This window comes from Bradyrhizobium genosp. L, from assembly GCF_015624485.1.
GTDB lineage: Bacteria > Pseudomonadota > Alphaproteobacteria > Rhizobiales > Xanthobacteraceae > Bradyrhizobium.
Window position 1 is genome coordinate 6,437,097 of sequence record NZ_CP061378.1, and the last position, 26,354, is coordinate 6,463,450.

Consider the following 26,354-nt stretch of genomic DNA (forward strand, 5'->3'; position numbering starts at 1 on the left):
CAAGATATCGACCACGGGAATTGCGGGGCGGTCGAAGCCGCCCCGCAAGCGTGGATCATTCAGCAGCGATGATATGCGGCTGCTCCTCTTCGTCTGTGGTCGCTTCGTCCTCGGGAGTCGCGAGGAATTCAGGCAAGGCCTCAGCGTCACCGTCGCCATCTTGCCCCGCGGCATCTATCTCCACGAGACGAAGCGGCTCGGGTAGCCAACCCGTACCGTCGAGCAGCCGCTCGGCTTCGCGAGCCATGTCGCCCTTCTTGAGGTGGTCGATGAGCTGCACCGACGGCTCGCCCTTAGCCTCACGCACGGCTTCGAGAATGCGAGGCTTGGTAACCCGGCCGAGATAGTTGTCGACGGTCGGCTTCCAGCCCACTGCCGCCATGTCGAGTCCGACGGAGCGAGCGAGCAAATCGACCTGATCGAGCCTTCGGCGGACGCCATGTGCGGAAACCCGGCTCTCATTGTAGCGGTTAGCCGGCTCATAGAGCGCATTGACTGCGGACGATGCGCAATGTGCGAACAGCGCGGCTTGCTCCTTCCCGCCGAGCGCAGAGAGGGCGTCCCAGAGGTCGCCTTCCTCCTTGGGAAGGCGGACCTTCCATCCATCGTGCCTGGTATCGATAGCTTCTGCCGACGCGCTCTCCTTCAAGCCCGGCGCAGATGCGGGAAACGCCGGCGTCCGGATCGCAATCTCCAGGCATCCGCTCGACGAAGCGAAGCGATAGAACGTCGCCAGCACGAAGTTGTGCAATACCGCCTGGAAGGCAACGGCCGGATTGTTCGCCAATGCATTGCGCAGCGCGAGCGTACGATGCGCGGTCAGCTCGGTAACGAGCCGATCCGGCAGCGGCTTGATGCTGTCGTCCTCCTCTTCATCGACGGGCTCAGCTGGCGCACCGCCGACAGTGATGACCGCACGCGGGACTGAGCCAACGGTTGTCGATCGTTCGCCGGTTGCTCCCTCGTCCTGTTCGTCGATCGCCGGATCATCGACGACGGGTGCCTCGTCCTCGGATCGCACGTAGCCCCGGTCCACCGACAGCGAGCCCTCCGCATCGATGCTGATGAATACACCGGCGCGGGCGATCTCTGCCGGATCGTAGATCAGAGATCTGGCTTCAAATGCGGACCGTGCCGTTTCGATCTCGCCAAGGCGCTGATCGATTTCGTCGGGCAGTTCGTCAGCGTCCTGATAGTCCACCTCGATCTTGTCGTACTCGGCGTTGAGAGCATCGAGCGTCGTCCGCTCCTCCTCCGTCAAATCCGCCGGCTCGCCCTCAAGCTTCCGGAGGCCGCCGGAATGGCCGTAGGGGAACTCAACGGCGATCGATATCCACTTCCAACCCTCGGCAGCGATCGCCTCGGCGTCAGCCTTGAGTTTCTCGGTCACGAGACGATCGAGCAACGGTATGTCCTGCAACCAGCCGCCGTCGTCGTGCTCGAACAGATCTCGCATGACCGAGCCACCAGCCTGCTCGTAGGCGTCTAACCCGATGAACCGCGCGCGCCGATCGGATGCACGAACCGTATTCTCCGTCAGCATTCGGCGGATCTGGTATGGCTCATCGTAGTTGGAGCGGCTCACATTTTCCCAGACCTGCTCCTGGCGAGCATGATCACCGGTCACCGCGAAGGCCATTAACTGCTCCAACGTCATGCCGTCGTCGGCATAGACGTCGTGGAGTTTCGGCGAGACCGACGCAAGACGCAGGCGCTGCTTGACGATCGCCGGCGACACGAAATGCCGTGCGGCGATGTCCTCCTCGCTCATGCCGCCGTTTTGCAGAACCTGGAACGCGCGGAACTGATCGAGCGGATGCAGACCAATGCGCTCGTCGTTTTCCGCAAGCGAGTCGTCCTCGGCAATGCCGTCATCCCTGACAACGCAGGGCACCGGTTGCGTCTTCGCCATCCGCTTCTGCTTCACCAGCAATTCGAGCGCGCGGTAACGCCGCCCGCCGGCGGGGACCTCGAACATGCCGGTCGCCTGCCCCTCGCCGTCGACGACGGCGCGGACGCTGAGACCTTGCAGCAAAGTACGCTGCGCAATGCTCTCGGCCAATTGCTCTATCGAGACGCCAGCCTTCACGCGGCGGACGTTGGACTGGCTCAACACCAGCTTATTGAAGGGGATATCCCGGGAGGGACTGAGTTTGATCTTCGAAACGGCACTTGCCATGTCGGATTCTCCGCGACGGGCGGCCGAAAGACTCTCTCTCGACCTCCAACCCGTCGCGAACTGCCCTCCCTCCTCTCACTCTCTGACGCGCTGCGACGCCGGAAGCTGAGGTAACAGGTGAATTCTTCACGCGGCCTCCTCCTTGTCATCGGGATGAGAGTCGATCGCGAGCGGCCGAAAGGCGAGCAGGAAATCGGCAGATTTCGATGCCGCACTCGCCGCACGCACGACAGCGCGGTTGTCCTCGCGCAACACCTCTAGCCATGAACCGATATAGTCGGCGTGGCGCACGGTCGGCACGATGCCGAGCGAGGCGCAGACGAACGCGCCCGCCATTTCGGCCACCAGTTCCTCGCGCGCGTAGGATTTGGAGCCCTTCGAACCGGACAGATCCCGACCAAGCCGTGACGCGGCTCCACTCCAATGCGCGAGTTCGTGGAATGCAGTCCGGTGCCAATTGATGGGCTCGAAATACGCAGCCGGCGGCGGTACCTGCACGAAATCGCCGGTCGTGTTGTAGTAGGCATGCACACCGCCGATGCGGAAGTCGGCGCCGGTGGCGGCAATCAAGGTTTCGGCCTGCGGCTCAATCAGGCCCTGCGGTGGCGGGACAATTGAGGCGGCGACGTCCTCGGGCAACCCGTCGCACTGGTCGGTGTTGAAGACGGTAAAACGCTTGAGGAACGGGATCGCACCCGGCTCTTCGCCCATCTCAGCGGCACGCCGACGCTCGTCCTCTGGAATGAAACGATCGGCGTAGACGACGGTCGTTCCCCGCTCGCCCTTCCTGACGTGGCCGCCAAGTCCGAGCGCCTGGCGAAAGGTCAGCCAACTCTGGCCGGAGAATCCGCGTTCAATAACGGCACCCCAGAGAATCAGCACGTTGATTCCGGCATAACGGCGCTGCGTCGAGGCGTTGCGCGGCATGGCGAGTGGCGACTTGATCGTGGCGGTCCCCCATGGCTGCACCCACGGCACACGGCCGGCCTCCAGTTCGGCGATGATCTTGTCGGTGATTTCGGCGTAAAGGCTCGCCCGGTCGTCGCCGACGCGAACTCGTGTTTGTCTGGACATCGCGGTTCTCCGCGACGGGCGCCGGAAGCCTCTCTCCCGATCTCGACCCGTCACGGCAAAACCGGCCGCCACTCTTCCTCTCCCCGCAGCGCTGCATCGGCTTAACGGGAAGCCGGCGTTCATAGCGCTCGCGCCGCGGGAACGAGCGGGCATGGCGGCTGGCGCTCGCTGGCAGGACTGACTATGTTAGACAGGATGAGCCACTACGTTCGGGATGGGCACGAATCTAGGCGCACGGACCCGGTCACGTGGCACGAATGGGTCATTTCAGCCGATCGCGTCGTCGCAAGGACGCAGGTCAGCGCAGATCTCGTCGTTTCGACCGTCTTCGTGGGTCTCGACATGGGTTGCGATCCAAGCAGTCCCCTCCTCTTCGAAACCGAGCTCATGAAAGCCGGCGTCTCCTCTGTCGACGCCCGGCGAGTGCGCTACTCAACATGGGCCGAAGCTGAAGTTGGGCATGAGGAAATCGTGCGCGAGTATCGCGGCTTCTAACGCGCAGCGACTAGCCAGCAGAAAGGCAAAAAAGGCACCCGCAGGAGGGTCAGCATAGCGCCGACGCGCAGCGGCGGGACCCGGGACCGAGTGCAGTCGCGAGACCGGTTTAAGAAGGCACCCGGGCGCGGGACAGTGATAGCGACGCCGGCATGCAATGCCGGCGGGGCCCGCGAACGAGTGCCTCCGGCGAGCGACTCATGATTGCGCGAGGGATCGAAGCCGGATGGCCGTGACGCGAAGCGGCACAGTTCACGAGAGCCCGGTCCGCGACCAGCGGACGCGCCCAGCCCCAACGAAAATGGCGCCCCACGTTTCCGCTGCCCCAGGAAAGGGATGAGCCCTTGTCTTAGGCCGACTTCCGCTGCGGCTTGGCCGCCGGCTTCTTCACTGCAGCTTCCTTCGCTGGCTTCTTGCCTGCGATCGGCATCAGCATCTCCTTCTGGCCGGCCGCCGCCTTGCGCGGCTTCTTGGCCAGCTTCTTCGCTGGTCCAGCTGCCGCTGCACTGCTGCCGATGCTCTTGCGTAACGCATCCATCAGATCCACCACGTTCTCGCCGCGGGGACGCGCTTTCACGGCAATGGGCTTGCCGGCACGCTTCTGATTGATGAGATCAATCAGGGCCGTCTCATACTGGTCCTCGAATTTATCCGGCTCGAAATGCCCCGCCTTCTGATTGACGATGTGCCTGGCGAGATCGAGCATGTCCTTGGTCACTTTGACATCCTGGATTTCGTCGAAGTATTCCTCCGCGCCGCGGACCTCGTAGGGATAGCGCAGCAGCGTTCCCATCAGCCCCTTGTCCAGAGGCTCGAGCGCGATGATGTGCTCGCGATTGGTGAGCACCACACGACCGACTGCGACCTTGTTCATCTCGCGGATGGTTTCGCGGATGACTGCGAAGGCGTCGTGCCCGACCTTGCCGTCCGGACACAGATAATAGGGGCGGATCAGGTAGCGCGGGTCGATCTCACTGCGGTCGACAAACTCGTCGATCTCGATGGTCCTGGTCGATTCCAGCGCCACGTTGTCGAGCTCCTCCTTCGTCACCTCGATGAAGGTGTCGGTGTCGACCTTGTAGCCCTTGACGATGTCCTCGTTGGCGACCTCCTCACCGGTCTCGGCATCCATCTTGGCATACTTGATGCGGTGGCCGGTCTTCCGGTTGAGTTGGTTGAAGGAGACCTTTTCGGATTCCGAGGTGGCCGGATAGAGCGCGACTGGACAGGTGACGAGTGAAAGGCGAAGGAAGCCTTTCCAGTTGGCGCGGGGGGCCATGACGCGGAACTCCAACACTGATGCCGGATTCAAGACGATCCAGCCGGTCTGGTTCCGACACCCGGCTCACCTCGGCGCGGATTTTTTTTTAACAGGCTCTACCCCGATTCCCGCTTCCGTAGACTCGACATTTGTTCTTGTTATGTTCTAATTCGGGCATGACCGACCACCCCGCGAGCTGGCGCATGCCGACGCCAAAACAGATGGAAAAGCTGGCTGTCGAGGCGGTTCGGAAGCAGGCAACAACCGCGGCGGCTCCCGAGGAACCGCTCCCGCCCGAATATTGGGATTCCGTGCTCAGGGATCCGCGCGCCAGCGCGACCGGCGCCCAATTGCGCCAAAGGCAGCTCTCGGAAATTCAGCGCCACGTGCTGCGCATCAACTGCCGACGCTGTGATCGAACGGTGGAAATCCAGACCGCCGATGCGGTCCGGCTATATGGCCGGAATGCAATCTGGAAAGATGTTGCCCAGCGGCTGCTCGACGACACCTGCCAGCAGCGCACCGGGAGACACGAAGCAGACGGGTGCTGGCCGGCGTTCGAGATGCCCTGACCCGGCCCGGATTGCCGATCCGATCTCACTGCGTTTGGATGTCCGGATGGCCCCGAAATATCACGCCACGCCGCTGTCAGGCGGCGATCGCAAGGCTCTCGCGAAGGCGCTCGGCAAGTCGCGAGCGATGATCAACATCCTGGCCACTCAGTCGGCCGAGATGCGGGCCAAGGGAGAAGCGCTGATCCAGCAAGCCGACAAGCTTCTTTGCGAAAGTTGGAACGAGCGGATGTGGTCGGACGGCGAACCGATCGATCCGTCACCGACCATCGACCAGGCCGTCAACGGTGGTTTCCCGTGGCTGCAAATCCAGTGCGCGCGTTGCAAGACGCCGAGCGACGTCGATCTTGCGGCGATGAAGCATCCTCCGACCACCTTCGTGCACGATCTCGCCAGCCGGCTGCGCTGCCGGAAGTGCGCCAAGGTGGGTCGGCGTCCATCGGCGACTCTGCTCCAGCTCGCATCGCAGCCGCGCCATCCTCGAACCGAAGCCTGAACATGTGCAATCTCTACTCGATCACCACTAATCAGGCGGCGATCATCGCGCTATTTCGCGTGATCAACCGCTACGTCGGCAACCTGCCGCCGATGCCGGGCGTGTTTCCGGATTACCAGGCGCCGATCGTGCGCAACGGCGCCGAAGGCCGCGAGCTTGTCACCGCGCGGTGGGGAATGCCATCGTCGCAGCACGCCCTCATGGAGGCGACCAAGAAACGGGCAAAGAAACTCGAAGCCGAAGGTAAGCCGGTCGACTTCAAGGAGTTGCTCCGGATGGAGCCGGACGGCGGGACGACCAACATCCGCAACGTGAAAAGCAAACACTGGACGCGATGGCTGGGAGCCGAGAACCGTTGTGTGGTGCCGTTCAACTCCTTCAGCGAGTTCAACAAGGCCGAAGGCGGCGACATCTGGTTCGCCCTCGACGAGTCCCGACCCCTCGCCTGCTTCGCCGGCATCTGGACCAATTGGACGTCGGTCAGGAAGGTCAAGGAAGGCGAAACCAACAATGACATTTTCGCGTTCCTCACAACGGAGCCCAACGCCGAGGTCGGCGCCATCCACCCAAAGGCGATGCCCGTGATCCTGACCACGCCGGACGCAATCGAGAACTGGATGACCGCTACTGGGGACGAGGCCCTAAAACTCCAGCGACCGCTCCCAGATGGGACGCTCCGGATCGTCGCCCGCGGCGTCAAGGAAGATCCGGCCGGACCGTCGGCATGACGGACGAAGACGACGATCAGGGGGCAGCCCCGCCGCGCCAACGGAAGATCATCCACGTTGACATGGATGCATTCTATGCATCGGTCGAGCAGCGGGACAATCCGGATCTCCGCGGCAAGCCGCTTGCCGTCGGCGGATCGCGCGAGCGCGGCGTCGTCGCCGCCGCGAGCTACGAAGCCCGGAAGTTCGGCGTCAGATCGGCGATGCCGTCGGTGACGGCGAGCTTAAGCGCATACAATACGTTCTGTTAGCCGGTAAGGATTTTGCGGACCGAGCTAGAGAGCTAATCCAATCGATTTAGCGAATTGCCTCTATAGGGTCCGCATCTCTGACGCGGACACCGTTCACGGTTCCGCCGGTGGGATTTCCGAGAAGTAGATGCTAGTAACATCACTATGGCCATGGCGCGGCTTCGTGAACCGCGCCTCGATGTACTTTAGCCGCCCGCTCTTCAGGTCGGCTTGTAACGCCCAGTATGCGGCCTCTGGCAGGTAGGCGGAGAACAATCCTCCATTCTTGCCCAGTCGCATATTGAGTAAGAAGGGCCTTTCCGGAACGGGCTGACCTTTGCCAATGCGCGGCCAACGCTCTTCGTTAGGATCATCGACGCGGCTATATTCGCGCGAGCACATGAGCGAGCAGGTCACTTCCTTGCCGAGGTGCTTGGGTATGTTGGGCGCCATCGCAACGATGTCGCAAAGCACATCGGTGATCGCTTCGTCCGAGACACCATCGCCGTGATTCCCCACGTAGTAACTTAGCGTGACCGATTTCACGGTCGCGAGCAGCTTGTGCTCGGGCTCCGGCAACGGTTTGCGCTTGCGTGTATGTCCCTTTTTCGCCATGACCTCACTCTCTCCAACTCGTGGATGACACTGATTGTCGACGATGGCACCCGAGACTGGTCGTAGAGCGGTGCGTGGGCAAAACGACTATCACTTCCCTAGGGAAGCGCGCTTCCCCACGGTAGGCGAACTTCAAACACCAATTTGCCGACTTCTTTCGATCCTTAAGGCAGCCCTGAGGGAAAGTCCGGCAGGCTTATACTTGGCCGACGCGAGGCGAGCCAAGGATTGACGTAAGGAATCGTCCGACCGGGCGCTACCCGAGCGACCGTCAAAAAGCGAAGCGCTTCGATCTCCCTGAGGCGAATTCACGCAAAGGCGCAAATTCCCCGGCCGGCTCCTGTGCCACCACTAGCGGTACGTGGGAGCGAGATTGAGACGTAGCTTACAGCACCGCCTGAAGCTGCGTTGGAACTGCAACGACCTCTTCCCGATGGTTCGCTCATGATTGTCGCACGGGGTGAGAAGGAAGACGGCGCGGGAAGGTGAGCCCGAACATCCGCCTACTGACGCGGCGGCGGGGCCGTCCCAACGGGTGGGCTGGCGGTGGATTGAATCGGCGACGCCGCCTTGGTCGGCGATGCTGGCTGTGCAAGCAAAAGAAAAACAAAGACGGACGCAAGTATAGCGCCGCCAAGGACGTAAAACGCCGTTAGCCGGCGATTTGAATTCATTTTCATGCCAAGAACGGTGACAGTGCCGCTTGCCTCGGAGATAGTCTTACCAAGTCCAATCTCTGGAATGATATCAGCGTATCGCTTCTCGATTTTTGCGGAATGGTCCACTGCGCCCTTCAGCAGCATGTGGTACCAATAGCGGTCCATGAGGAAGAATCCGCCCCATGCAAAGATCGCAGCGCCAACAAGCCCAAGCCCGGCTGGTATCGTGTGACCGAAAATCGTTGTTTGCAGACCCTGCTGGTATGTGAAGCTCATCGCGGCGAGCAAAGCGCCGACGACCGTGATTGCAAAATTTCGGATACGCATCTCAAGGTCATTGAAGTGCTGGTGCACATCAACACACTTCTTCCAAAGCTCAATCGCGTTCTTGCTCTCTTGCTCTGCGCTAATCTGCATGGGCGTTGGCGGGAAAGCAACGAAATCACAATACATGAAAATTTCAGCGAATGAATCCTTGAGCACGGCTGTTGGTGAGAAGTCGTGCCCCTTCGCCGTGATCTCCCGTTCGCGCTGTACGTCGGCTTCCGTCCAATGCGAAACACGCTGCAAAAGCTTGTACTCCGGCCTCCGCTGGCTCTCTCCGTACTGCGCATGAACGTCGAGCACGCCGACATCGCGCGCCATTGCCACGTCTTTGAACAGACTGTCGCCGATATAAGCGCATCGCTCTGTTTTCGCGCCGATGGCTTTGATGATGTCGATGAGCACGCCGGGATTAGGCTTCAACTCGCCCTTCGGCGTGTGACGGATTTCGGTAACCTGTAGCTGATAGAAGTCGTCGGGATGGCGGCGAAGCTTCTCCAGCGCCACGCCAGCGGGCACATCGTGATCCTCGGGCGAAAAGAGCACGTCGATTACGCCATCGAGGCCGAAGCGCTTGAGGCGATAAGCGCTGTAAAACGCCATGGACTCAGTGTAGGCAACAATCTTGGTGCCCTTCTTCTTCAAGTCCCAGAGGCTGGGAAAAACGCTCGGATAAAGCTTCAGGTTCTGATCGCGACCTAATCGTGACCTGTCGAGCGCTTCTTTGAACGTGTCGCGGATGTCGCCGCTCGCTCGCACATCCTTGAGGCAATCGATCTCTTCGATGAGGAAGGTGTATTCGGACGTGCGGTGCTGTTGGTGCACCTTGCGGATATCAGCCTCGACTTCGTCGACAGGCTTTCCACTCGCCTTGATGATCTCGTCATAGACCGGGCGGAACGAAGCGTACCAAACCGCAAACCAGTCAAAAATGGTGTTGTCCAGGTCGAGAATGACCGTGTCGATAACCTTCCTCGCCATTTCCACCTCAAAATCCCCTGGAAGGGTGGTGTCTTACCATCCTGCCGCGCCTGCTCAAGAAACCCCACTAAAATCGCGCTCTAAGGCTTCCCCTTGACTCTCCGGCACATATAGAACAAATGTAGAACATTCGAGTTCTTTTGTCTAGGAGTACCCAAGGATCGGCCCGGCCAGCCCGCCCACTGCTGACTACGTCGCTGGCTGGGACAGCCGCGAACCCAAACAGCCAATCGCCAAGCCGCGCGACATGTATGTGCCCGACCTTCACATCGATACGCTGTAGGTGAAGGTGCGCAACTTTAAATAATGATCGCCTTGCGCGACTCCCCCGCGTGGTGACGGACGGATTGTCTCGACGACGGTAATGACGATCGTTCAAGCAGCAAGTCGTGTCGGCGTGTATTCAAGGGTCGCAGCTCGAACATCCGTCGCGGTCGGCGCATTAAGGCCTCTCTGCTTGATCCAGTCACTGACCCACCGAAGGCGGTTTGTGGACCACGGATCGAGGACCGATAAGGATCGGGCTTTCATCCGTACCCCGACCATCGCCTCCACGGCGGCCCCCAGCATCTGTGGCACGTGCTCGTCATTCAATCGTTCCCGGACGATCTTCTTGTCTCCCGCAACGTTGGCAAGAATCGCCGACACAAACCCGTTACCTTCAAACGCATCCTCGCGCGGCTCGAACGGCCCGATGAGCAGCTCAAGATTATCCATCATTCCTTTGGTCACGTAGGGAAACGGAATGACAGGCCCGGCCTGGTCGAACGCGCGCGTGTGATAGGTCAAGAGCAAACCGTTCAACGTGCGGAAGATATCGAGGAAATTCGGCAAGCCATTGATGTTGCCGCGCCGCACGTGCTTGTGCAGCTTCTCCCATTGATGACGCTCGACGAAATTCCATATCGCGTCACGAAGATCCGCGGCGGACGTCCCAGACGGCACGTTCAACCAGTTTGCGGGCGTGTCGGGCTGGAACGGATCGCGCGGCTTCCACCGCGGTTGGCCTTGCCTATGGGAAGACGTCTCTCCGTCCTGGAAACGGATGCTGCAATGGTCGAAGAACTCAATAGCCTCCCTGACGCTGCCAAGGCTGTCCACATACGGCACAAGGTTTTCACCTGTCTCAGCTATGGTCTGGAGCGGGTTCCGCCCGCCACCATGGGCCGATCTTTCCCGTAGCAGTTGATGAAGCTGGACGAGGGCCATGGGGTTGCACAAGACCTCCGTTCCGTCCTGCTTTGTGGCTTTGACTTCACAAATAGCCGCCGCCCGGATTTGCGCAAGCTGGCTTTCACTTAGCGCGATGCTGGCCTTTCCGTCGGAACGCAGGATGGGGAATGAAAGTGCGGGATGCGTTTCGTTAAAGTTTCGAATTCGTACGGCGGTGTCGCGAAAGGCTTTGGCTCCATCAAACGTACATTCCAGTACGCCCTGCTCGGAAAGGATCGCGGAGTTTAGCCGAACTTCGTAAGCAAGGTGCTCGTTGTCATGGTCCTGCTCGGTTCCGGCTTCGAAGTTTGTGGGCGCCACCTCTTCGAACATGATTTGATCGTCATCGAACAACGCATCAACATTCTCTTTGGACCGAAACCAGATCGCCGCCTCGCTATTCAATCCATCGAACGCGGCTAAGGTGGCATTTGGGCTGCCCGTGAGCCAGAACGTGGCTTGCCGTGTCTCGAAGGCAAAGGCTTTTGCATGCAGGCGCCTGCCTGGCTTGGGCGTTGCCGCCAGCAAGCGGCTTTTCTTGCCAGATGCAAAAAGCTTGGCCAGCTTCTTTCCCGCTAGCGTCGCATAGTTTTGCTGCGCAACGACCGTCAACGCGGCGTCCGGCCAGTTTCGGCGCAATCGCTTGAGCAGATCGATGTCTTGATCATAGAAAGGAGAAACGACCGCGATCTTCTTCACCGCCTGCGCCCCAAGCCGGATCGCCATTTGATTCCAGAGCGGACCATCATGCGAGTGCAAGAGCTCGACATCACCTTTCGGGAGCTGGGCATCGCCGCGGAGCCAAGGGAAATGATCCTCCGCCGGCTGGAAGAATTGCTCATCAAGCACTGCACGAAGATGTGGAGCAGCGTGCGCGTACGATTTCATCGCATCGTAGATTTGCCGAAGGACGCTTTGGGCGTCGCGATCATCTTGCTCGGCGTGATCAGCCCGCGCCGTGAATGTAGAGCAAAGCTCCATGTTGTAGGCAATTCCACCCGTCGTGCAGTTATTGCTTCCAACGAGTCCATCGGCACGTTTGTCGCCGAGCGCGAGATAAAGCTTGGGATGGAAGACACCGCCTTTACGGTCTACGGGAATGACGAGATAGCGCCGATTGAATCCTGCGACCAGAAGGCCGCCCTGAAGCAATTCCTGATACCGCCCACGATCCATGAAGATGATGAGGCGCTCGGCGGATGCGAACGCCTTTCTCCCCAGCATCCGCCTTTCAAAAAACTGCGGATCAAATTCGTACGTGGCGATGAACGCAAAGGTGCTCGTGCACTTATCGAAGAATTCAAGCAGGTCGAGCGGTTTCATGGACCCTGCTCGCTCAAGAGTTCCGCAGCAAGCCACGCGTCGCCGTCATCCGTACGGGAGTAACCGCTTTCGTCGTCCCAAGAGACGAGGCCAAGATCGGTGAGGATTTGCAGGGCGCTTCGAAGGCGTACATTGAGCGCCCGGGGGTCGGTATAATCGGTATTGGTTCCAATGACGGTAACACCGTCGACATGGAAAAGCGGGGCGTTGCCGCCGAAGCCACGTTCGTAGCTCATGGTTTGATGCTGGCGGACGACGAAGCGCCAGATCACCCGATCCAGGACTTCGCGGTTGGAGCGGTCGATCCACGAACCACCAAATTCGCCATGCAGCATATCAAGGACGCCGGGCAAAGCGATGTCGGCATAGGGGTCCTTGACGTGCCGGGTATACCAGTTGTGAAAAGGCCCTGCGACCGCGGCCGGATAGCGAAGCAGGGTCTGATAGAAGAGCATCGCCGCAATGGCTATGCCCGCACTGTCGTTGGCCTCACCGCCGATCAGATGCTCTTCGAGGTTACGTTCGGAAAACGGGGATATGATCGGCAATGCCAACTTGATGTCCCCGGCCCCTTGCCCGGATTTCAGCAAGGCAACGCCTGCAAACGCTAGCATGTCGCGCGGGGTCAGGTCGAAAAACTCACCCGGCAGATTATGCCCGAACAGTTCTGTGAAGCGAGCCGAGATGGCAGGCGATGAAAACTGATTAAGCAGGTCGATGCGTGCGATCCCACCTGGTCGGTCTCGCAGGATTCGTCCGAGCGCCACTAGAAACGATTGGAGTGCCACGGCAAGATAGCTGTGGGAATGATAGGCCCGCCACCGCTCGGCAATATCGTTCAGTTCTTTAGGAAAAGTGACCGCGATGGGTTCTGGCGTCTCCTCCCCAACGAGGATTTCGCCGAAATAACAAATGTCGCTGAAGATCGCATTGTCGAAGGATACATCCAAAGCCTGCGCGCGGCCAATGCATTCGAGCACCAGAAGCAACGACATTCGGCGTCGCCGGTGACTGCCCGTCGCCCGGAATCCATCGAGGGCAAAAAACATACACCGCAAAACGTCACGGTCGAATACCGCCTTCCCTTCGATTTCGCAGAGGCCGGCCCGCGAGCCGAATTGCTTCAAGACGTCGGAATCAACGAACTTTTTCTGCGCCCAGCCCTCGGTCACGTATTTGGTGCGGCGAACCGATTGCGAGAATGCGTGAGCTAGGCGCTTCCCCAAGGACGAGAGCTCGGCGACTTCAATAGCCTGCACCGATTCATCCAGTTCGTCTGTATCGACCGTTGCGTCCTCTTCGACCTCGTCGCTCTCTGTCTTGAAGATACCGAGATTGATCAAGGAGCCCTTGTACGCCGCGCCGAACTGGCCTTCGGCGGCTTTCAGGTGCCGCCACGCGAGTAGGTCATAGGATTTCCTTTTGCTTTTTGCCAAGGTCGATGCCGGGTCCGAGCCGCCAAGCGCCCCGCCCTCGCATGCTCTTCCGTCGTGGTGCAACACGGCTCCCAGCACCATGGCGCGTTCTCTGGCAAGGACGCCCGGGACACGCCCGCGGTCCTTCGATGTTCCCTGCTCGCTTTCCCGGTAATCTTCGAAAGCCCACGGGAAGAACGAATAATACCGGGCGCGCGGCGTGATCGACGTGATGCAGTGCAACAGTTCATTCGCGAGCCTGGCCGATACGCGCAGATTCAGGCCCAGCGGGTCGGCAGCGCTGGCGGAAGGCAACTCCTTATTCCAGCGGATGAGCTGGATAACATCAGACGGCTTGGTGATCTGGTACACGTACCACCCCATATCGGCAAAATAGATTTATCAAATCAGCCCCCAAGTGTAGCTGGGCTATCGTCTAACCTAAACTGCGGCTTTCCCATCATCCGGGATGCAAGCGTGATAGCAAACCACGCATCCTTGCTGAGTATGTCGCTTGTGAATCGGCCCGTGGCAATTGAGCGTCGGTCCAAATTGCGATCGTCATCGACATTTCGGAAATGGGTCAACGGATTGCGTAAGGCGGCGAGCTCCTTGAGTTCGTCGATATCATCATTGCTGAGCATCCCGGCGGCCTGGCAGCGACGAAGCGTCTCGGAAAACTCGATCTTGCTGGGAAGGTTCTTCAAGAGCCCCCCATGCAAAAATGCAGCGAAGAGATTCTCAATGAGGCTTTGGCACAAAAGGACCGTCGCCACATAATTTCCGTGCACAAACGAGGACCGCGCCTCGACCCACGCATTGTATGTGACTTGCCCTCCGAAAAGCATCGTTCGGTGCCCGTGCACGTCTCCCAAATCGTTGAGAAAGCGAAAGCGTTGCACTTTGCCGAGAAGATCGTTGTGCAGATCTTCGAGCAAGAACCGCATCAGCGAGATATCGCTCACACTGGAGAGAAGGTCACCCTGAGCGTGATCTTCATCCATGGTATCTCCTATCCCGATTGGAGGTCGCCGCTAAGAGGCTGTAAAAATGTCTAGGAGCGCCTCAACAAGCACGGTAACTGGCGCGACCGCGTCTCCTTCGATCAGAAACCCACATTCAAGATTTTTCTCGCGCGAGCGATAAAGGAAGTTTGCTGATCCGACATAGGCCGCCGCACCGTCGGCAAGCACGACTTTGGCGTGAAATGTTTCAACATAGGCTTGGCCGTTTGGAAGGACGCCGGTAAGTGCATAGTCATAAACGTGGGTCGCCAAACGCTGGAGCCGCTCTCCCCCGAGCCCGCATGAGGTAAGCTGATCGATTCCACGAAGGACCAAGACTTTGCTGGGCGCGTCCGTGGCATCGAACAGATCGGCAGCCCAAGCTGCGCCCGACGCATCAATATAGGGCGTGATAATGACAAGCCGTTCCCGCGCGCGGCGCGCGAGATGGAGAAACGCGTCTTTGGTGTCTGTGAGCGTCGTGAACGATGCACCGGCCATTCGCTGGAGCTGATCGCCTATCCGGCTCGGCTCTGGCGGCAACGTCACCACAAAGCGCGCACGGGCCGACGGTGCAATAAGAGAGTCAGTCATGTAAGAGCACCGGGTCAAAAAAGCCGATGAGTGGTGGACTCCCTTGAGGTTCCCAGTTTGGGGCGGGCCCGCCTTTTAAGGCCGACCGCGACAGAAGTTGGTTGCCACCGAGGCACGTGACCTCGGATACCATGATGCAGGCCGGGCATGCCCCGCCCCGCGTGTCACAGAGCGAGCCCGACCCACATCGCAAGAGCCGTTGATCGAGTAGCCGGTAGAGAAAGTCGTGGGCATGGTTGCGCCACATCGCCGAGATATTCCCGAGGTCTGGCGTCATGCCTTTGCGATACACCACAAAGGCGAGATCGGCTGGGAAGAGATGTTCGCCGAGCCCGTCGCGGTCTAATCCGGAAATGTCAGCAAGCGCGTGCATGACCTGGTGCGCCAAGCTGTGAAGGAGAAGATAGACAAAAGCCGTGAGAGAGCGAGGCGCTTGCCCCCGCCCCTCCCGTTCCTTGAATTCGTCGAGGAACGGACCAAAGTCGGAATAATGTTCGAGATAGATCGCACCAAGTGTCTTGTCCGCCTCGGCATCTGCCTCCTGCATTCCATTGGCCGCAAGCCAGCGCTTTACCCGACGTTCATCGACTTTGAAGTACAGGGCTTCGTTGCGCTGCTGCGTCACATAGATTGGCCGGCGACCGTTTGGCAGCTCGGGAAAGGCATTTAGCCTCACCGGCATCGGGACGCTTCGTCCGTTGAACTCGCGATAGTAGATGGGAGTCGAAGAAACGCGCGTAAAGCCAAAACTGAACTCGCAAATCGGCAAGCCCCGGATCAGCACGATTTGGTCGAGGCCAGTCCGCCGCAGGAGGTTTCCCGTTGTGTTTTGATACTGAGCCAGACGGACCGGATCACCGACGGCATCGCAAATCAGGCGATCAGGCTCCATAACATCGATGGATTCATGCTGCGTCCGGCGTTCATGGATGTGCTCCGCGACGAAACGGTCGTGCTCAATGGTCAGCCGGATGGGGTCAAACCGACGAGCCCAATTGCCCCGCTGAACCACAGCCGCCGCAAGAGCCGCGCTTTGCACGTGCCCGCGTTCGACAACGTGCGAAGCGAACCACGCCTCGCGAATTACGTCGGCTTCACGCCGTAGGCCATCAGCACGATCCGTTTGTCCGCGCGCTACCGCCCGCTCGGCCATTTCACAATGATCGTTGTAGTCATCCCACTCGGCGGCACGGCCAGCGTCAGCCAGCGCCGCCCGAATGTCATCGTCTGAGGGCGAGGCGAAGGGGATACGATGGATTTCTGCCAAGCGCTGCAACAGATCGGGTTGGCGTTGGGGAAGCAAAAGTTCGACGACGCGGCGATCCCGGAACTCGATGAAGGTGCCCTTTTGGGGATAGAACGCCGAGTTCGCCCGGTAGGAAACCGGCAGCATATTGACTTCAATGCGTTCGAAATTCCTCCCGGTATTCGCCCGCTCACGTTCCAGGATTTCAAGCGTCAACGGGTCCGGCTGCTTCAAATCGCGCGGCGATTTGCAGCTGTCGCAGATGAAGCGCCAGTCCGAAAAGACGGGAGCCTGGTTGCTTAGCGTGAATTCTTGCCCGCCGCACGTACATGTCGTGAGCCGCGTCACGTAGCGGCGATTAGCATCATAATTGTTGCGGTATGGGCTTAAGGGTTCAAGGTGCCCGGACCAATGCACATAGACGACATCGACTTGAGTCCATCGCGCTTCATGATCACCGCAGCGGGCAGGCAACGGATGGCGCGCTTGGTCGGCGATCGTGTCGTACTGGCGGATACGCCCGCAGACCCCGCACCGGTAGACGAGCGGATACGGGATGTAGCCCATCGTGCCCGGGTCACAGAGCTGGAAGATGCGTCCCCAATCCCGGTCGACGATCTGAGAATTACGGTCGTAGAAAACATCGTCGAGGATGAGTTCAATCGGAACGGTCGCCGGCGCTCTCAAGCCATCACCACGCGCAAACCATGTCGAGGCGATCTCCTTCATCCCGTCGAAGATCAGGAGACGTGTGGCGTCGGAAACCTGCGCGTCGCCGCGGTCGATGGGCACCGATCGGCAAATTCCCTTTGCTCCTTCCCACGTGAACAGCACGCCCGGGGCGTAGGTCGTCGCAAGTTGCGTACGTGAACGGAACATCACCGGTGGGCGTTGCCGGCGTTCGGCCTCGGTATCGTCCTGATGCGGGCGGGCTCCCGCCGCCCGGCGCCGGTTGCGCCAGTTTCCCCGACGATTTCCCTGATTTGTGTCGTCGTTTGTCATCAGGGTGCCCTCGCCTGCGCGTCAACGTCGGTCTCGGCAACGCTTCCCCGCTGTTGACGGATGGCACGCATAACCCGGACTAAGTCATCTTGATCGATCGTACGGCGCCCTTGCGTTACGCGGGCATCGAACCCCGCAGCGGCAATCATGCCGGCCTCATCGACATCGCGCAACGAAGTCATTGGCGGTTTGAACGGAGCGGCAGAGTCTTCCCAATATTCGTAAAGACGGAGTGTGGTGTCGAAATTCCGGACACTGGCAGTGAAGCGGGAGACTTCTTGCTCCACGAGTGAGCGGTACAGCTCGGCGTAGATCGGCCTACCAAGTCCCTCTGACCCACGGCCTTGGAAACCGATAGCGCGCAAAACGAAGTCGCCAAGCTCTGCCGCGAACCCAGCCGGGTCTCGGCGAATGAGGGCTCGGATGGGGCTGATTGTCTCGAAGCAATCGGTCCCTGCTTTGGCCGAATCCGCTGCCCGGACGAAGGATTCGTTCTCCCGCATAACGGCCCATGTCTGGACCAGCGACGCCAACACGCGCCGAATTGCGTTTTCAGCCCATCGCTCGACGGCGGGAGGCGCAATCATACGCTCAAGGAAGCGATGGAAGATGTCGTGGGTTTCGACGACATAGCGGTCGCGCCTGCTTTGCGGAGTGGGAACAAGCATGACGAAGCCGACATGCGTTCGGCCAACGCGGCTCGATGCCTGGATGTATTCAGCGATGTCGGACGGAAGGCCCGCAAAGAACATGCTGTTGAAGCGATCGACGTCAACGCCATGGCTTATCGCAGAGGTCGCCACGATGCTCCGAAGCTGACCTGCAAGGGGCGGATAGGGCGCGCCGGAATGGCCAGCTTCAGCCTCCACCATGATTTCCTGAATTTCCTTCATATCGATGCCGCCCGAGATCAGGCGGCTCACGAACCCATCGAGCGTTTGATGACGTGTGCGATGACGCAGGCGTACAGCAGAGTCGAGGGCGTCCATGACCTGGTCGCCACCCTTCTTGTTGGTGACGTAAGCCAACGCTATGCGGTGAAGATCGATCAGCGCGAAAATTTCGTTCGCGCGCCCGTCCTGCATCGCGCGTTGGATTGCATCGCGCCGCCAACCGCTTCCTTCGTCGGCCCCTTGCTGGTCAGCCAGCGCGTTCGCTGTGGCGGCCCGGGTTGCAGGCTCAAGCAAGCCTTGCCAAACGTCCGTGATGATCGAATGAAACGCGCTCAGGACCGCGACCGCGGTTATGGTGTGCGTGGCATCGTTGGTCATGAGCGAAACGAATAGTCGCATCCATGGCGACGTGCGTTCCGGGGCCTCGTAGAGAGGCAAGCGGCGCTCCAGATCGACGCGCGCCGGATTTTCGCGAGGCGCCGGAGCGGGTTCAGCAAAAAACGATCGATAGATATCTGGACCCGGACAGGGAAATCGCAGCGGAGCCCGTTGATAAAGCACCTCAAGTTGCCGCTCCGGATTAGAAATCGTGGCCGTGGCGGCAATGATTTTGGGAGTGCGCGGACCTCCTGCCCTGCCCCCGGCCCAGATGCGGGAAACATGCAACCTGTCCCCAGCGAGTTGCGCGATCTCAGCAAAGACCCCGTCGAGCAAGCTGTCAAAAAGACCGCTAAACGTTCCAAGGCTCTCCTCAAGAAGGTGTGCTTCGTCCTGAATAATCAGCGAGGGAAATGGATCGAAAAACACTGCTCGCCCGTGATCGAATGCGGGAACCACCGGTTCATATCCGTCACCCGAGAGCCATGCAGCAATATCGCCTTCGTTCGGAGGCGACGCGAGGTGACCTGTTGTGCCAATACCGCGTGCCAAGCCGAACATGCCGATGAGCTGACGGATGGTCGTTGTGCGCTGCCCAAGCATCGCGAGCTTATCGATCGTTCCCAGTACGATCGAAGGCGCCCGTGCATAGATTGTGTCGTCCGTTAGCAGGAAGGGCAGCGGCGTTCGACTCGCATGGGCACGGTTGAAGGAGCACCGATCATTGAAACAGACAATACCGAGCCGACGTGCCGTTGGTCCCTCGGCTTCGAAGCGCCGCAGGCCGGTCGCAGCACCGCAGCATGGACATTGAGGCACCTTGTTATAGGCGGCGCGGAATTCGCGGTAGCGTTCGGCCGCACGACGCGCATCGGCGTCGGTCCCGTCAGCGCCCTCCTCTAGGTTTCGGTCGTCTGGATGGTCGGCATCGTCCGCCCGGGGCACGATAGCCGGAACGTAGGAATAGCGATTTGGCGTATTGTTACCGCCGACCCAAAATCCGATTTCAAACGGCCAGCCACCGACGCGTCGATCGATACGAACGAGTTCGGCAGCCGTTACAAGGCGCAACAGCCGTTGTCCTTGTTGAAGGGTTAGCAAGCGCAGCGGATAGCGGATCATCGCGGTGACGCCGCGCGTCTTACCCCGCAGGCGATCGAGGAACATGGAGAAGATCAAGGTTCCGTAGAATGCCTCTGATTTTCCACCGCCGGTCGGGAAGTAAAGCAGACTTGCTGCCGCTTCGTCCAAGAGAGGATCAAACCAGTCGCGATATTCTTCCATGCGTGACGCGAAGGTCGGCACATGGGCAAGGATGAAGGCGAGTTGGAAAAGTCTCCACCCCCGTTGGGGATCGCCGCGATCACGATTGAGGAAGCTTTGATTGGTCAGAAGCCAAGCACGGTAGGGCGCAGCGCGGAGCTCCAAAGACGCCCGTTGCTGCTCACTCGCTTGCGCCAACGCTCGGTAAGCCTCTTGCGATTGGCTCAGCAATCGAATGCCGCGCTCGATGTAGCCTGCTTCGCGCCGTTGATCACCCAAATCGCGCTGTAAGCGTTGGCTTTCCATGTCGGCTTCTGCTGGATTTAAACCCTCGCGGACGGCTCCCCTTAGCCTTGCCTCTTCGTTACCGATCCAGTCGAGGTAAGCCTGCGGAATAGAGAGGAGATCAAGGACGGCACGCGCTTCCGAGGCTAACTCGGCGAAAGCCACGGGAGCATCGGGCGCCCGCGGCACAATCCGTGGCTGGACGAACCGGGGCGACCATGTCGTCCGCAGCGTGAGAAGGTCTTCGGCCTGCCGACTTGACACGCCGCAATTCAAACCGATTGCGGCATAGTGCATAAAATGCCTGAACCGATAGGATGGCTCGACGCGATCAAGGCGCAAGGCCCGATGCACATCCGCGGGAAGCGTTACGGCCAGCTCCGTCCTGAAAATGACCTCGCAGTGCGTAAACGCGTCTCGCCGTGAAAGCTCTGGCGACCCATTGTCGAGCATGATGCGCACGGCTACCCGCGTGGCATCAACAAAGTCCGGCGTCCGGTCGAGCTGAAGAGCCACGCCGGCAATCGCCGGTAGTAAATCAGGCAGCGACGGAGGCGTTTGCGCAACGCGCTGCCTGTATCCAGTCCAGGCAGCTTCCGAAATCACGTCTTGGGGCTGAACGCGTACGTCGCGCCAAACCTGCTGTAATCCTTCTGCCGAATTGAGCCACACGGCGACTTGCTGGAGCGCACTGTCGCGCATCGCTGCGGAGTATTCGGCAATACGGGTGGCAAGCTCTGATCCCTCGGCATCGATCTGCCAGATGAACGGCGCAAAGGTGAGGTCTATTCTTCGCCATTTGGCAGGAGCGTGGACAGGTTCTAAAAGGCCGAACGGCACCGAACGCCCGCGCTGCAGCAACCGCCCGATACGAAGCTGTGCAGCATGGTCGTCTTGACCATCCGCAGCGGCTTGCTCGTCGGCCTGCGGCTGAGGCTGAGGCTGAGGATTCGCTCCTTCGTCTCCGTCCTGTGCATTTGGATTCAGGAGCTGGTCATCGCCTCGTTGAAACTCGATGCCCTGCTCATGATACGCCTGACGGCGGACCTCTTCGAGGATGGCTTGCCGCTGCTGGCGAACGCGCTGGCGCTGCTCCGGATTGAGGTTGGGCCAGTCGGGCGTTGCCACGCGGGCGGCGGCAAACCGCTCGCCGCGAAGCTGACGGAACCTCGCATCGACGGCCGCCTGAACAGCGGCTCGCAGCTTAAAATCAACGTCAAGGCTCAAGGCTTCGTCGGCGAGCTCAGCCCAGTCGGGTAGGACGCGGACGTACACCGAGAACGAGGGAGTGATCGTCGATTGGCCCGCTGCATTCGCCGCAACATGGAAATCCATACCAGAAGCGGCGATCCGAATGTCGGTGGTCTCGTCGTCCTGGCCAGTCGGGTCGAAACGCGGCAGCAATTGCCCGGACACAATCGAACGGCGCGGTGTCCTGCCAAAAAGAACACGCCCTTCGGCATCGCTGCCTGAGACCCGCGCGATTGTCATGTTGACGAGCGCGTTGCAAACGCCTTCCTTGAGCTCTTGCGAAACCGCCGATAGTTGCGCTGCACTAAGCCCGTTCACCTTGACCTCGCTCTTCGGTTTTCTCCTGAACCACGCCCACAAAATCTTCAGCCGCCGCTTTTAGCCTGCGGATATCCCGCACGCGTTCCGGATTGCTGGACTGGGCCGCATAGTTGTCGATCAAGATTGTTCTGTACGCGTCGTGGAAACTGATCGCTGCACGCAAGCGGCTTGTGCGCTGGGCGATGACGGCCCACGTCCAAAACCGCGCCGCGATGGACTCGGTTACGCCCAATGCCTGCATGAAAGCCATAAAGGTCGGTCGTTCTCGCGGCGCATGCGGCACCACGTCGTGCAACGGAACTTCAAGTTGACCGCGCAAATTGATCCAATAGCTCGCGCGCTGCACGGTCACGGCAGGGATATTCATAGCCGCGACGAGCACCGCAAGCTTGGCGGCATCAGACACTCCGCTCAGCCGCGAAAAGCGCTCCAAAACGAGCTGATGATAGTCTCGTATCTCTTCGGCTGCCCGCACCGTGATGTTGAGTAACGGCCGGGCCATTTCAAGGAACGCGTCGCCGATGACGCAGATGCGGTCTCCTGCCTCAACGTCTTTAGCCTCGCTCTCCGTGAAAATGGGTACCGCTCGGGATCGATCAAGGAGAATCAGCTTTGTGCCAGGGCGCGCAATGACGATTTGGTCGCCCGAAAGCCTGAACCGGATAGTCGGCTGATTAGGACGTACAGCGCCAGCAAGGTTGACGACACTGCTCGCGGGAAATTCGACATCCTCTCCTTCGTAAACGGCAGAGGTTTCCATGGCACCGGAGGCCCGATGCACAGCGGCACCAGCCTTCTCTGCAAATCCCGAGACCCGCTTGTGGATTGCGGACAGTTGCGGGTATGCCAATAGCCGACCGGCATCGCGTGCAGCGCTGGCGAGCGTGTCGCTGTCAGCGAGGATAATTAGGCTTTCCGGCAGCCATGGGCGCGCTAAGAGGGATAGTATTTGGCCCCGCGTGGGTGCGACGCAGATGAGTGTCTTGATTTGATTGCGCTCGGGGGACGATAACTTCGCTAGGTCATTCAAGGTTTCCTTGTCGAGAAGGAGAAGCATGTTCTTCTCGATGCGGGCTCCGATCTGTTCACCGATTTCTGCATCCTTGCGAAGAACGTAGGAGGCAAAATCGCTCAGCATGTCATTGCGAAAGAGAAGTGCCGTTCGTGAACTTGCGCGCACGAACTTCTTGACAACGTCTTGCAGCAGCGGCGCCATCGGCGTTAAGAGCGCGGTATTGCCCCAGACGCGTTCAACATTCCTGCAAAGTTCCGAGCGCGTCGCATTGTTATGCTGTGCCCATGTCGCGACGCTGGCTTTAAGTTCTGCAATAGCGCTACCAACCCGGTATGAAGCCAAGAGGTCAGCCGCGGCCAGGCTTCCTGCCTCTCGTTCAATATACGCGGAGAAATCACTCCGCGAGCCCGGCAAGGACGCGCAACGTCGGAGGATGCCGCCAAGACGGTACAACAGCTCGCTGGCAAGTCCATCACCAAGATCCTTCGCTGCGCGGGCCTCGGCGCGAATGCTCTTCAACAGGCTCTCAACATCTCCAGAAAAACCAATCGCATCCTGTCGTAAAACCCCGGAATACGTGGCCGGAGGCGGGGACGCTGCGACAATCAGGTCCGAGGCTTGCCCGAAAATTATGTCGGACGACACAGGCTTTGATCGGCCCTTGCCTGCGGCCTCGCCGCGCAAGGTTTGAAACCGCAGTCTATCAAAAGTCCAAAGGTCATCCGTGAGCGCCAGCACGGCAACGCCGCCAACGTGGCGTTCAAGTTCGGCAAGGAAGGATTGGACCCGGCTCTCCCAGTCGCGCCCTAACCGATTACGCCCTGTCTGAGAGAGATCGAGCAATACAATATCAAGCTTTCTCCGTAGCGCCTTTAGCGAGGCAGGAACGTTGTCGGCGCCTCTCATGCCAAAGAGATAAAATCGTGCGGTTGCCGGATCGTCGGCCTGGCCTGATCGGCTGATATCGCGCAAGTCAGTCTTAGATTTCACTCGCCAGAGAAGAGGTTTTCTACCATCGCTTCCCGAGCAAGGACCGGAAGGAAGCAATTCGTCCAGGCAGGGGTGTTGAAATTCGTCGTAGGTGTTTCCGTCCAGTGCTTTGCCGGTCAGTGTTTTTGTGCGCGCAACCGCCTTGTGGTAATCGGCCAGCGCTGGGTCTTCCCCTTGGCGTGTTGTCCTAACTTGATGCTGGGTGTGCAAGCGGCCTACCGCTTCCTTGTCCACGTATATCCTTCGAAGGGAACGGTGGACGCTAGTGGCATAGGGGTAGATGAGGGCCCGCATTCCTAACGGTGGACCTCGCGCATCGAGCGCATCGTGCTTGATCAATGGCGTCGCCGCGTTGTCCGCAAGCGTCATGAAAGCGACGATGGCCGCCGGGCTGGCTTCGAACTCGGGCCAACACAAGATTGGCTCGCGCGCCTTCTCCTCTATGCAGCGCAGCGCGATTTCGACTAGGCGTTGGTATGGCTCGCTAATTGAAAGCCGTACTGTCTCACCGGCGCGGGAGAACGGGATACCTACAAGAGCCGTGCGATATGCGGCTGACGACCGTACGGGCCGCGCGGCAATAGCTGCGCGCTCAGCCTCGGATTTGGCCGCTTGTTCTGCCAACTGGCGCGAGCGAGCCTCAAGCTGTTGTTTGCGTGCCGAAGCAGCCTGCTCCGCGCGCTCACGATGTGACGGATGCGGCACATGCGGATCGCGTTTCGGATCAAAGCGGCCGTTCTTCATGCGGTGAGCTTCTTTTTTGCAAGAAATCCTCGTGCATAGGCTCGCTCGACGGCCGCCTCGCTCAAGCCAAGTGCCTCAACCGCCTCTGCAAGAGCTTCCGGCGCGGGCAAATCCAAACTGCGAAGCAAATTCGCGGAAACGCTCGCGGTACCAGAAAGCTGACGATAGCGTGTGTCGACCGCAGCCGAATTCAGAAGAAAGCATAGTGCGTTGAGCGCCGCGACGTTCGGGCCCGTTATAACAAGCGTGTGGTTCTCGGTGACGAAGCCACCCCACTTCTGGATAACGCTCGGCGAAACGCGGGCTGCGACGAGGCGACGCGATTGGGCGCTATTAGTTGTTCTTTGAAGGACGATGGCATTCGTCCTCACGATTCCCGAGGACTCCTCGTCGAAACGTACGAAGTCGATGCCGTTGCCCCGTTTCGCCTTGGGAAAACAGAATGCGCCCGACCGAATGTTGCGCGCCCACACCAATGGCATGTCGAGCTTGGCACTTCGCCTCTTCGACATGCGTTCAAGTTCGCGATTCCAAACGAAGTAGCCGACGCGCAAAAATGCGCCATAGTCGGCGAGCGTTGCGCCGCCAATTGCCAATCCGGGCTGCTTGCCTGTCGACATCCAGGCCTCTTCGGAATTGGCAGGCAACGTTGTCGCAAATGTCGATTTGAACGGTCCGAAGCCGGTTACGTTGCCAAAGGAGACGGCGCGGGCTGAGCGGTGTTTGGTGCCAGCACGAGCGACCACGATTGACACGTCCTGTGTAACGTCAACGAACACATCGTTGCGCGTCGTAACAGAACCGAGGGTCAGTATTTCTCCCTTGTCACGCATGTAGCCGCGCAATTTTCCATAGAGCGGTCCGGCCATGAAACTGGATGGAAGAACGAGAGCGACCAAACCACCGGGCTTAGCCAGACGAAAGCAGCGCTCAGCGAACAGAGCATACTTATTGATATGCCCAGGATGACACACGTCCCTCCACGCGTCGCCGCGCAACGCGTCCGCCGAGATCCGTCCGTAAGGCGGATTTGCAATGACCAGATTGTAGGTTGTCGCGTGCCGAGCTCTTAGCGCGTCGCGAACCTCCACCACCGACCCAGTAGCAATGACGCCGTCGGCGCGGTCGGCAATGAGTGCCTCCGAGAGCCGCGCGAGCCCCCGGTCAATCTCAATCCCATGTAACCGGCGTAAAATATCTTTTGGTGACGCTCCAAGCTCACGCATTTCGCCGGCCAGCGTAGACAGAAACGCGGCGCCCCCGGCCGCTGGATCAATCGCCGTGTGCCGGAGCGGATCGAACCCTTGCTCGCGGACGAGCCGGATGAGCGCTTTCGAAAGATTGGGCGGCGTAAAATATGCTGCCTGCGCACGCCGCACGGCAGGCGAGAGCAGCAATGTATAAAAAGTACCGACCCAATAGTGTTTCTGGTCGATGCCGAGTCTTGCCAGACGCGAAGCAAACTCGGACAGCAATTCCTCATCTGGCTCACCTTCCAGCAAGCCGAGGCAAATCCGAACGCGCCTGAGCGGTGTTAGATCGTTCGTACGAATAATTTCCAGCGCGCCCTTTCGAGCCAATACGAGCAGCTCTCGGGCGTGAATGATTCTTCTTTCGACCCCCACGCCTCCCCCTGACGTGCCTAACAGCAGCGCTTAGACCAACGGCCCCATATTAGAGGTGGTAGGCATGCTACCGTGCAATTTGGCCCAACGGAAGAAGAGTCAACTGCCGCGGGCCAAAAACTTTAGGATTACCCGGTATTTAGGTCCCCGTGTCTGCGTTTTGTCGCAGGACAACAGCC

At 59.6% G+C, this 26,354-nt stretch carries 17 protein-coding genes and 1 pseudogene; 5 read left to right on the forward strand and 13 right to left on the reverse strand.

Annotated features, from left to right (window positions below; translation table 11 throughout):
• Positions 1-55: 55 nt before the first annotated feature.
• Both IC762_RS30775 and IC762_RS30780 read right to left on the reverse strand, forming a co-directional pair.
• Positions 56-2,179 (reverse strand): ParB/RepB/Spo0J family partition protein, encoded by a 2,124-nt coding sequence (locus IC762_RS30775; protein WP_195785859.1) that lies wholly within the window; start codon positions 2,177-2,179, stop codon positions 56-58.
• 126 nt (positions 2,180-2,305) lie between these two features.
• Positions 2,306-3,253, reverse strand: coding sequence for an ArdC family protein (locus IC762_RS30780; RefSeq protein WP_195785860.1), 948 nt, complete (start codon positions 3,251-3,253; stop codon positions 2,306-2,308).
• A 195-nt stretch (positions 3,254-3,448) separates the two neighbouring features.
• On the opposite strand from IC762_RS30780, the gene IC762_RS30785 reads away from it, so the two are divergent.
• Positions 3,449-3,748: a hypothetical protein gene (locus IC762_RS30785; RefSeq protein WP_195785861.1), complete on the forward strand. Its 300-nt coding sequence runs from the start codon at positions 3,449-3,451 to the stop codon at positions 3,746-3,748.
• A 349-nt stretch (positions 3,749-4,097) separates the two neighbouring features.
• Here IC762_RS30785 and IC762_RS30790 read toward each other — a convergent pair whose 3' ends face one another.
• A complete protein-coding gene (locus tag IC762_RS30790) occupies positions 4,098-5,027 on the reverse strand; it encodes a Ku protein (protein ID WP_195785862.1) in 930 nt (309 codons plus the stop codon).
• 158 nt (positions 5,028-5,185) lie between these two features.
• Here IC762_RS30790 and IC762_RS30795 point away from each other — a divergent pair, with 158 nt between their 5' ends.
• The 4 genes and pseudogenes from IC762_RS30795 to IC762_RS30810 all read left to right on the forward strand — a co-directional run.
• The gene (locus IC762_RS30795) at positions 5,186-5,581 is read left to right on the forward strand and encodes a hypothetical protein (RefSeq protein ID WP_195785863.1); all 396 of its coding nucleotides are present in this window, start codon (positions 5,186-5,188) and stop codon (positions 5,579-5,581) included.
• 46 nt (positions 5,582-5,627) lie between these two features.
• Complete coding sequence (locus tag IC762_RS30800; RefSeq protein WP_195790365.1) at positions 5,628-6,077, forward strand: hypothetical protein; 450 nt, start codon at positions 5,628-5,630, stop codon at positions 6,075-6,077.
• Positions 6,078-6,079: 2 nt separating this feature from the next.
• Positions 6,080-6,805: an SOS response-associated peptidase gene (locus IC762_RS30805; protein ID WP_195785864.1), complete on the forward strand. Its 726-nt coding sequence runs from the start codon at positions 6,080-6,082 to the stop codon at positions 6,803-6,805.
• Positions 6,802-7,026 (forward strand): annotated as a pseudogene (locus tag IC762_RS30810) (DNA polymerase IV); the annotation flags it as partial. The gene IC762_RS30805 and the pseudogene IC762_RS30810, both read left to right, overlap by 4 nt.
• Positions 7,027-7,149: 123 nt before the next feature.
• On the opposite strand, the gene IC762_RS30815 reads toward IC762_RS30810, so the two are convergent.
• From IC762_RS30815 to IC762_RS30860, 10 genes are all read right to left on the reverse strand, one after another.
• Positions 7,150-7,650 (reverse strand): hypothetical protein, encoded by a 501-nt coding sequence (locus IC762_RS30815; protein ID WP_195785865.1) that lies wholly within the window; start codon positions 7,648-7,650, stop codon positions 7,150-7,152.
• A gap of 503 nt (positions 7,651-8,153) precedes the next feature.
• On the reverse strand, positions 8,154-9,614 hold the full coding sequence (locus IC762_RS30820; protein ID WP_195785866.1) for an HAD family hydrolase: 1,461 nt from the start codon (positions 9,612-9,614) through the stop codon (positions 8,154-8,156).
• 375 nt (positions 9,615-9,989) lie between these two features.
• Complete coding sequence (locus IC762_RS30825; protein WP_195785867.1) at positions 9,990-12,149, reverse strand: hypothetical protein; 2,160 nt, start codon at positions 12,147-12,149, stop codon at positions 9,990-9,992.
• A complete protein-coding gene (locus tag IC762_RS30830; RefSeq protein WP_195785868.1) occupies positions 12,146-13,936 on the reverse strand; it encodes a hypothetical protein in 1,791 nt (596 codons plus the stop codon). The genes IC762_RS30825 and IC762_RS30830 overlap by 4 nt, the downstream gene beginning before the upstream one ends.
• 35 nt (positions 13,937-13,971) lie before the next feature.
• The gene (locus IC762_RS30835) at positions 13,972-14,568 is read right to left on the reverse strand and encodes a hypothetical protein (RefSeq protein WP_195785869.1); all 597 of its coding nucleotides are present in this window, start codon (positions 14,566-14,568) and stop codon (positions 13,972-13,974) included.
• 30 nt (positions 14,569-14,598) lie between these two features.
• Positions 14,599-15,162: a phospholipase D-like domain-containing protein gene (locus tag IC762_RS30840; protein WP_195785870.1), complete on the reverse strand. Its 564-nt coding sequence runs from the start codon at positions 15,160-15,162 to the stop codon at positions 14,599-14,601.
• Positions 15,155-17,410, reverse strand: a complete 2,256-nt coding sequence (locus IC762_RS30845) for a hypothetical protein (RefSeq protein ID WP_195785871.1) — start codon at positions 17,408-17,410, stop codon at positions 15,155-15,157. The genes IC762_RS30840 and IC762_RS30845 overlap by 8 nt, the downstream gene beginning before the upstream one ends.
• On the reverse strand, positions 17,410-21,798 hold the full coding sequence (locus IC762_RS30850) for a helicase-related protein (RefSeq protein WP_246801335.1): 4,389 nt from the start codon (positions 21,796-21,798) through the stop codon (positions 17,410-17,412). Before IC762_RS30850 ends, IC762_RS30845 begins: the two co-directional genes overlap by 1 nt.
• Positions 21,785-24,550, reverse strand: a complete 2,766-nt coding sequence (locus tag IC762_RS30855; protein WP_195785872.1) for a hypothetical protein — start codon at positions 24,548-24,550, stop codon at positions 21,785-21,787. The genes IC762_RS30850 and IC762_RS30855 overlap by 14 nt, the downstream gene beginning before the upstream one ends.
• Positions 24,547-26,175, reverse strand: coding sequence for an HsdM family class I SAM-dependent methyltransferase (locus tag IC762_RS30860; RefSeq protein ID WP_246801336.1), 1,629 nt, complete (start codon positions 26,173-26,175; stop codon positions 24,547-24,549). The genes IC762_RS30855 and IC762_RS30860 overlap by 4 nt, the downstream gene beginning before the upstream one ends.
• Positions 26,176-26,354 lie beyond the last annotated feature (179 nt).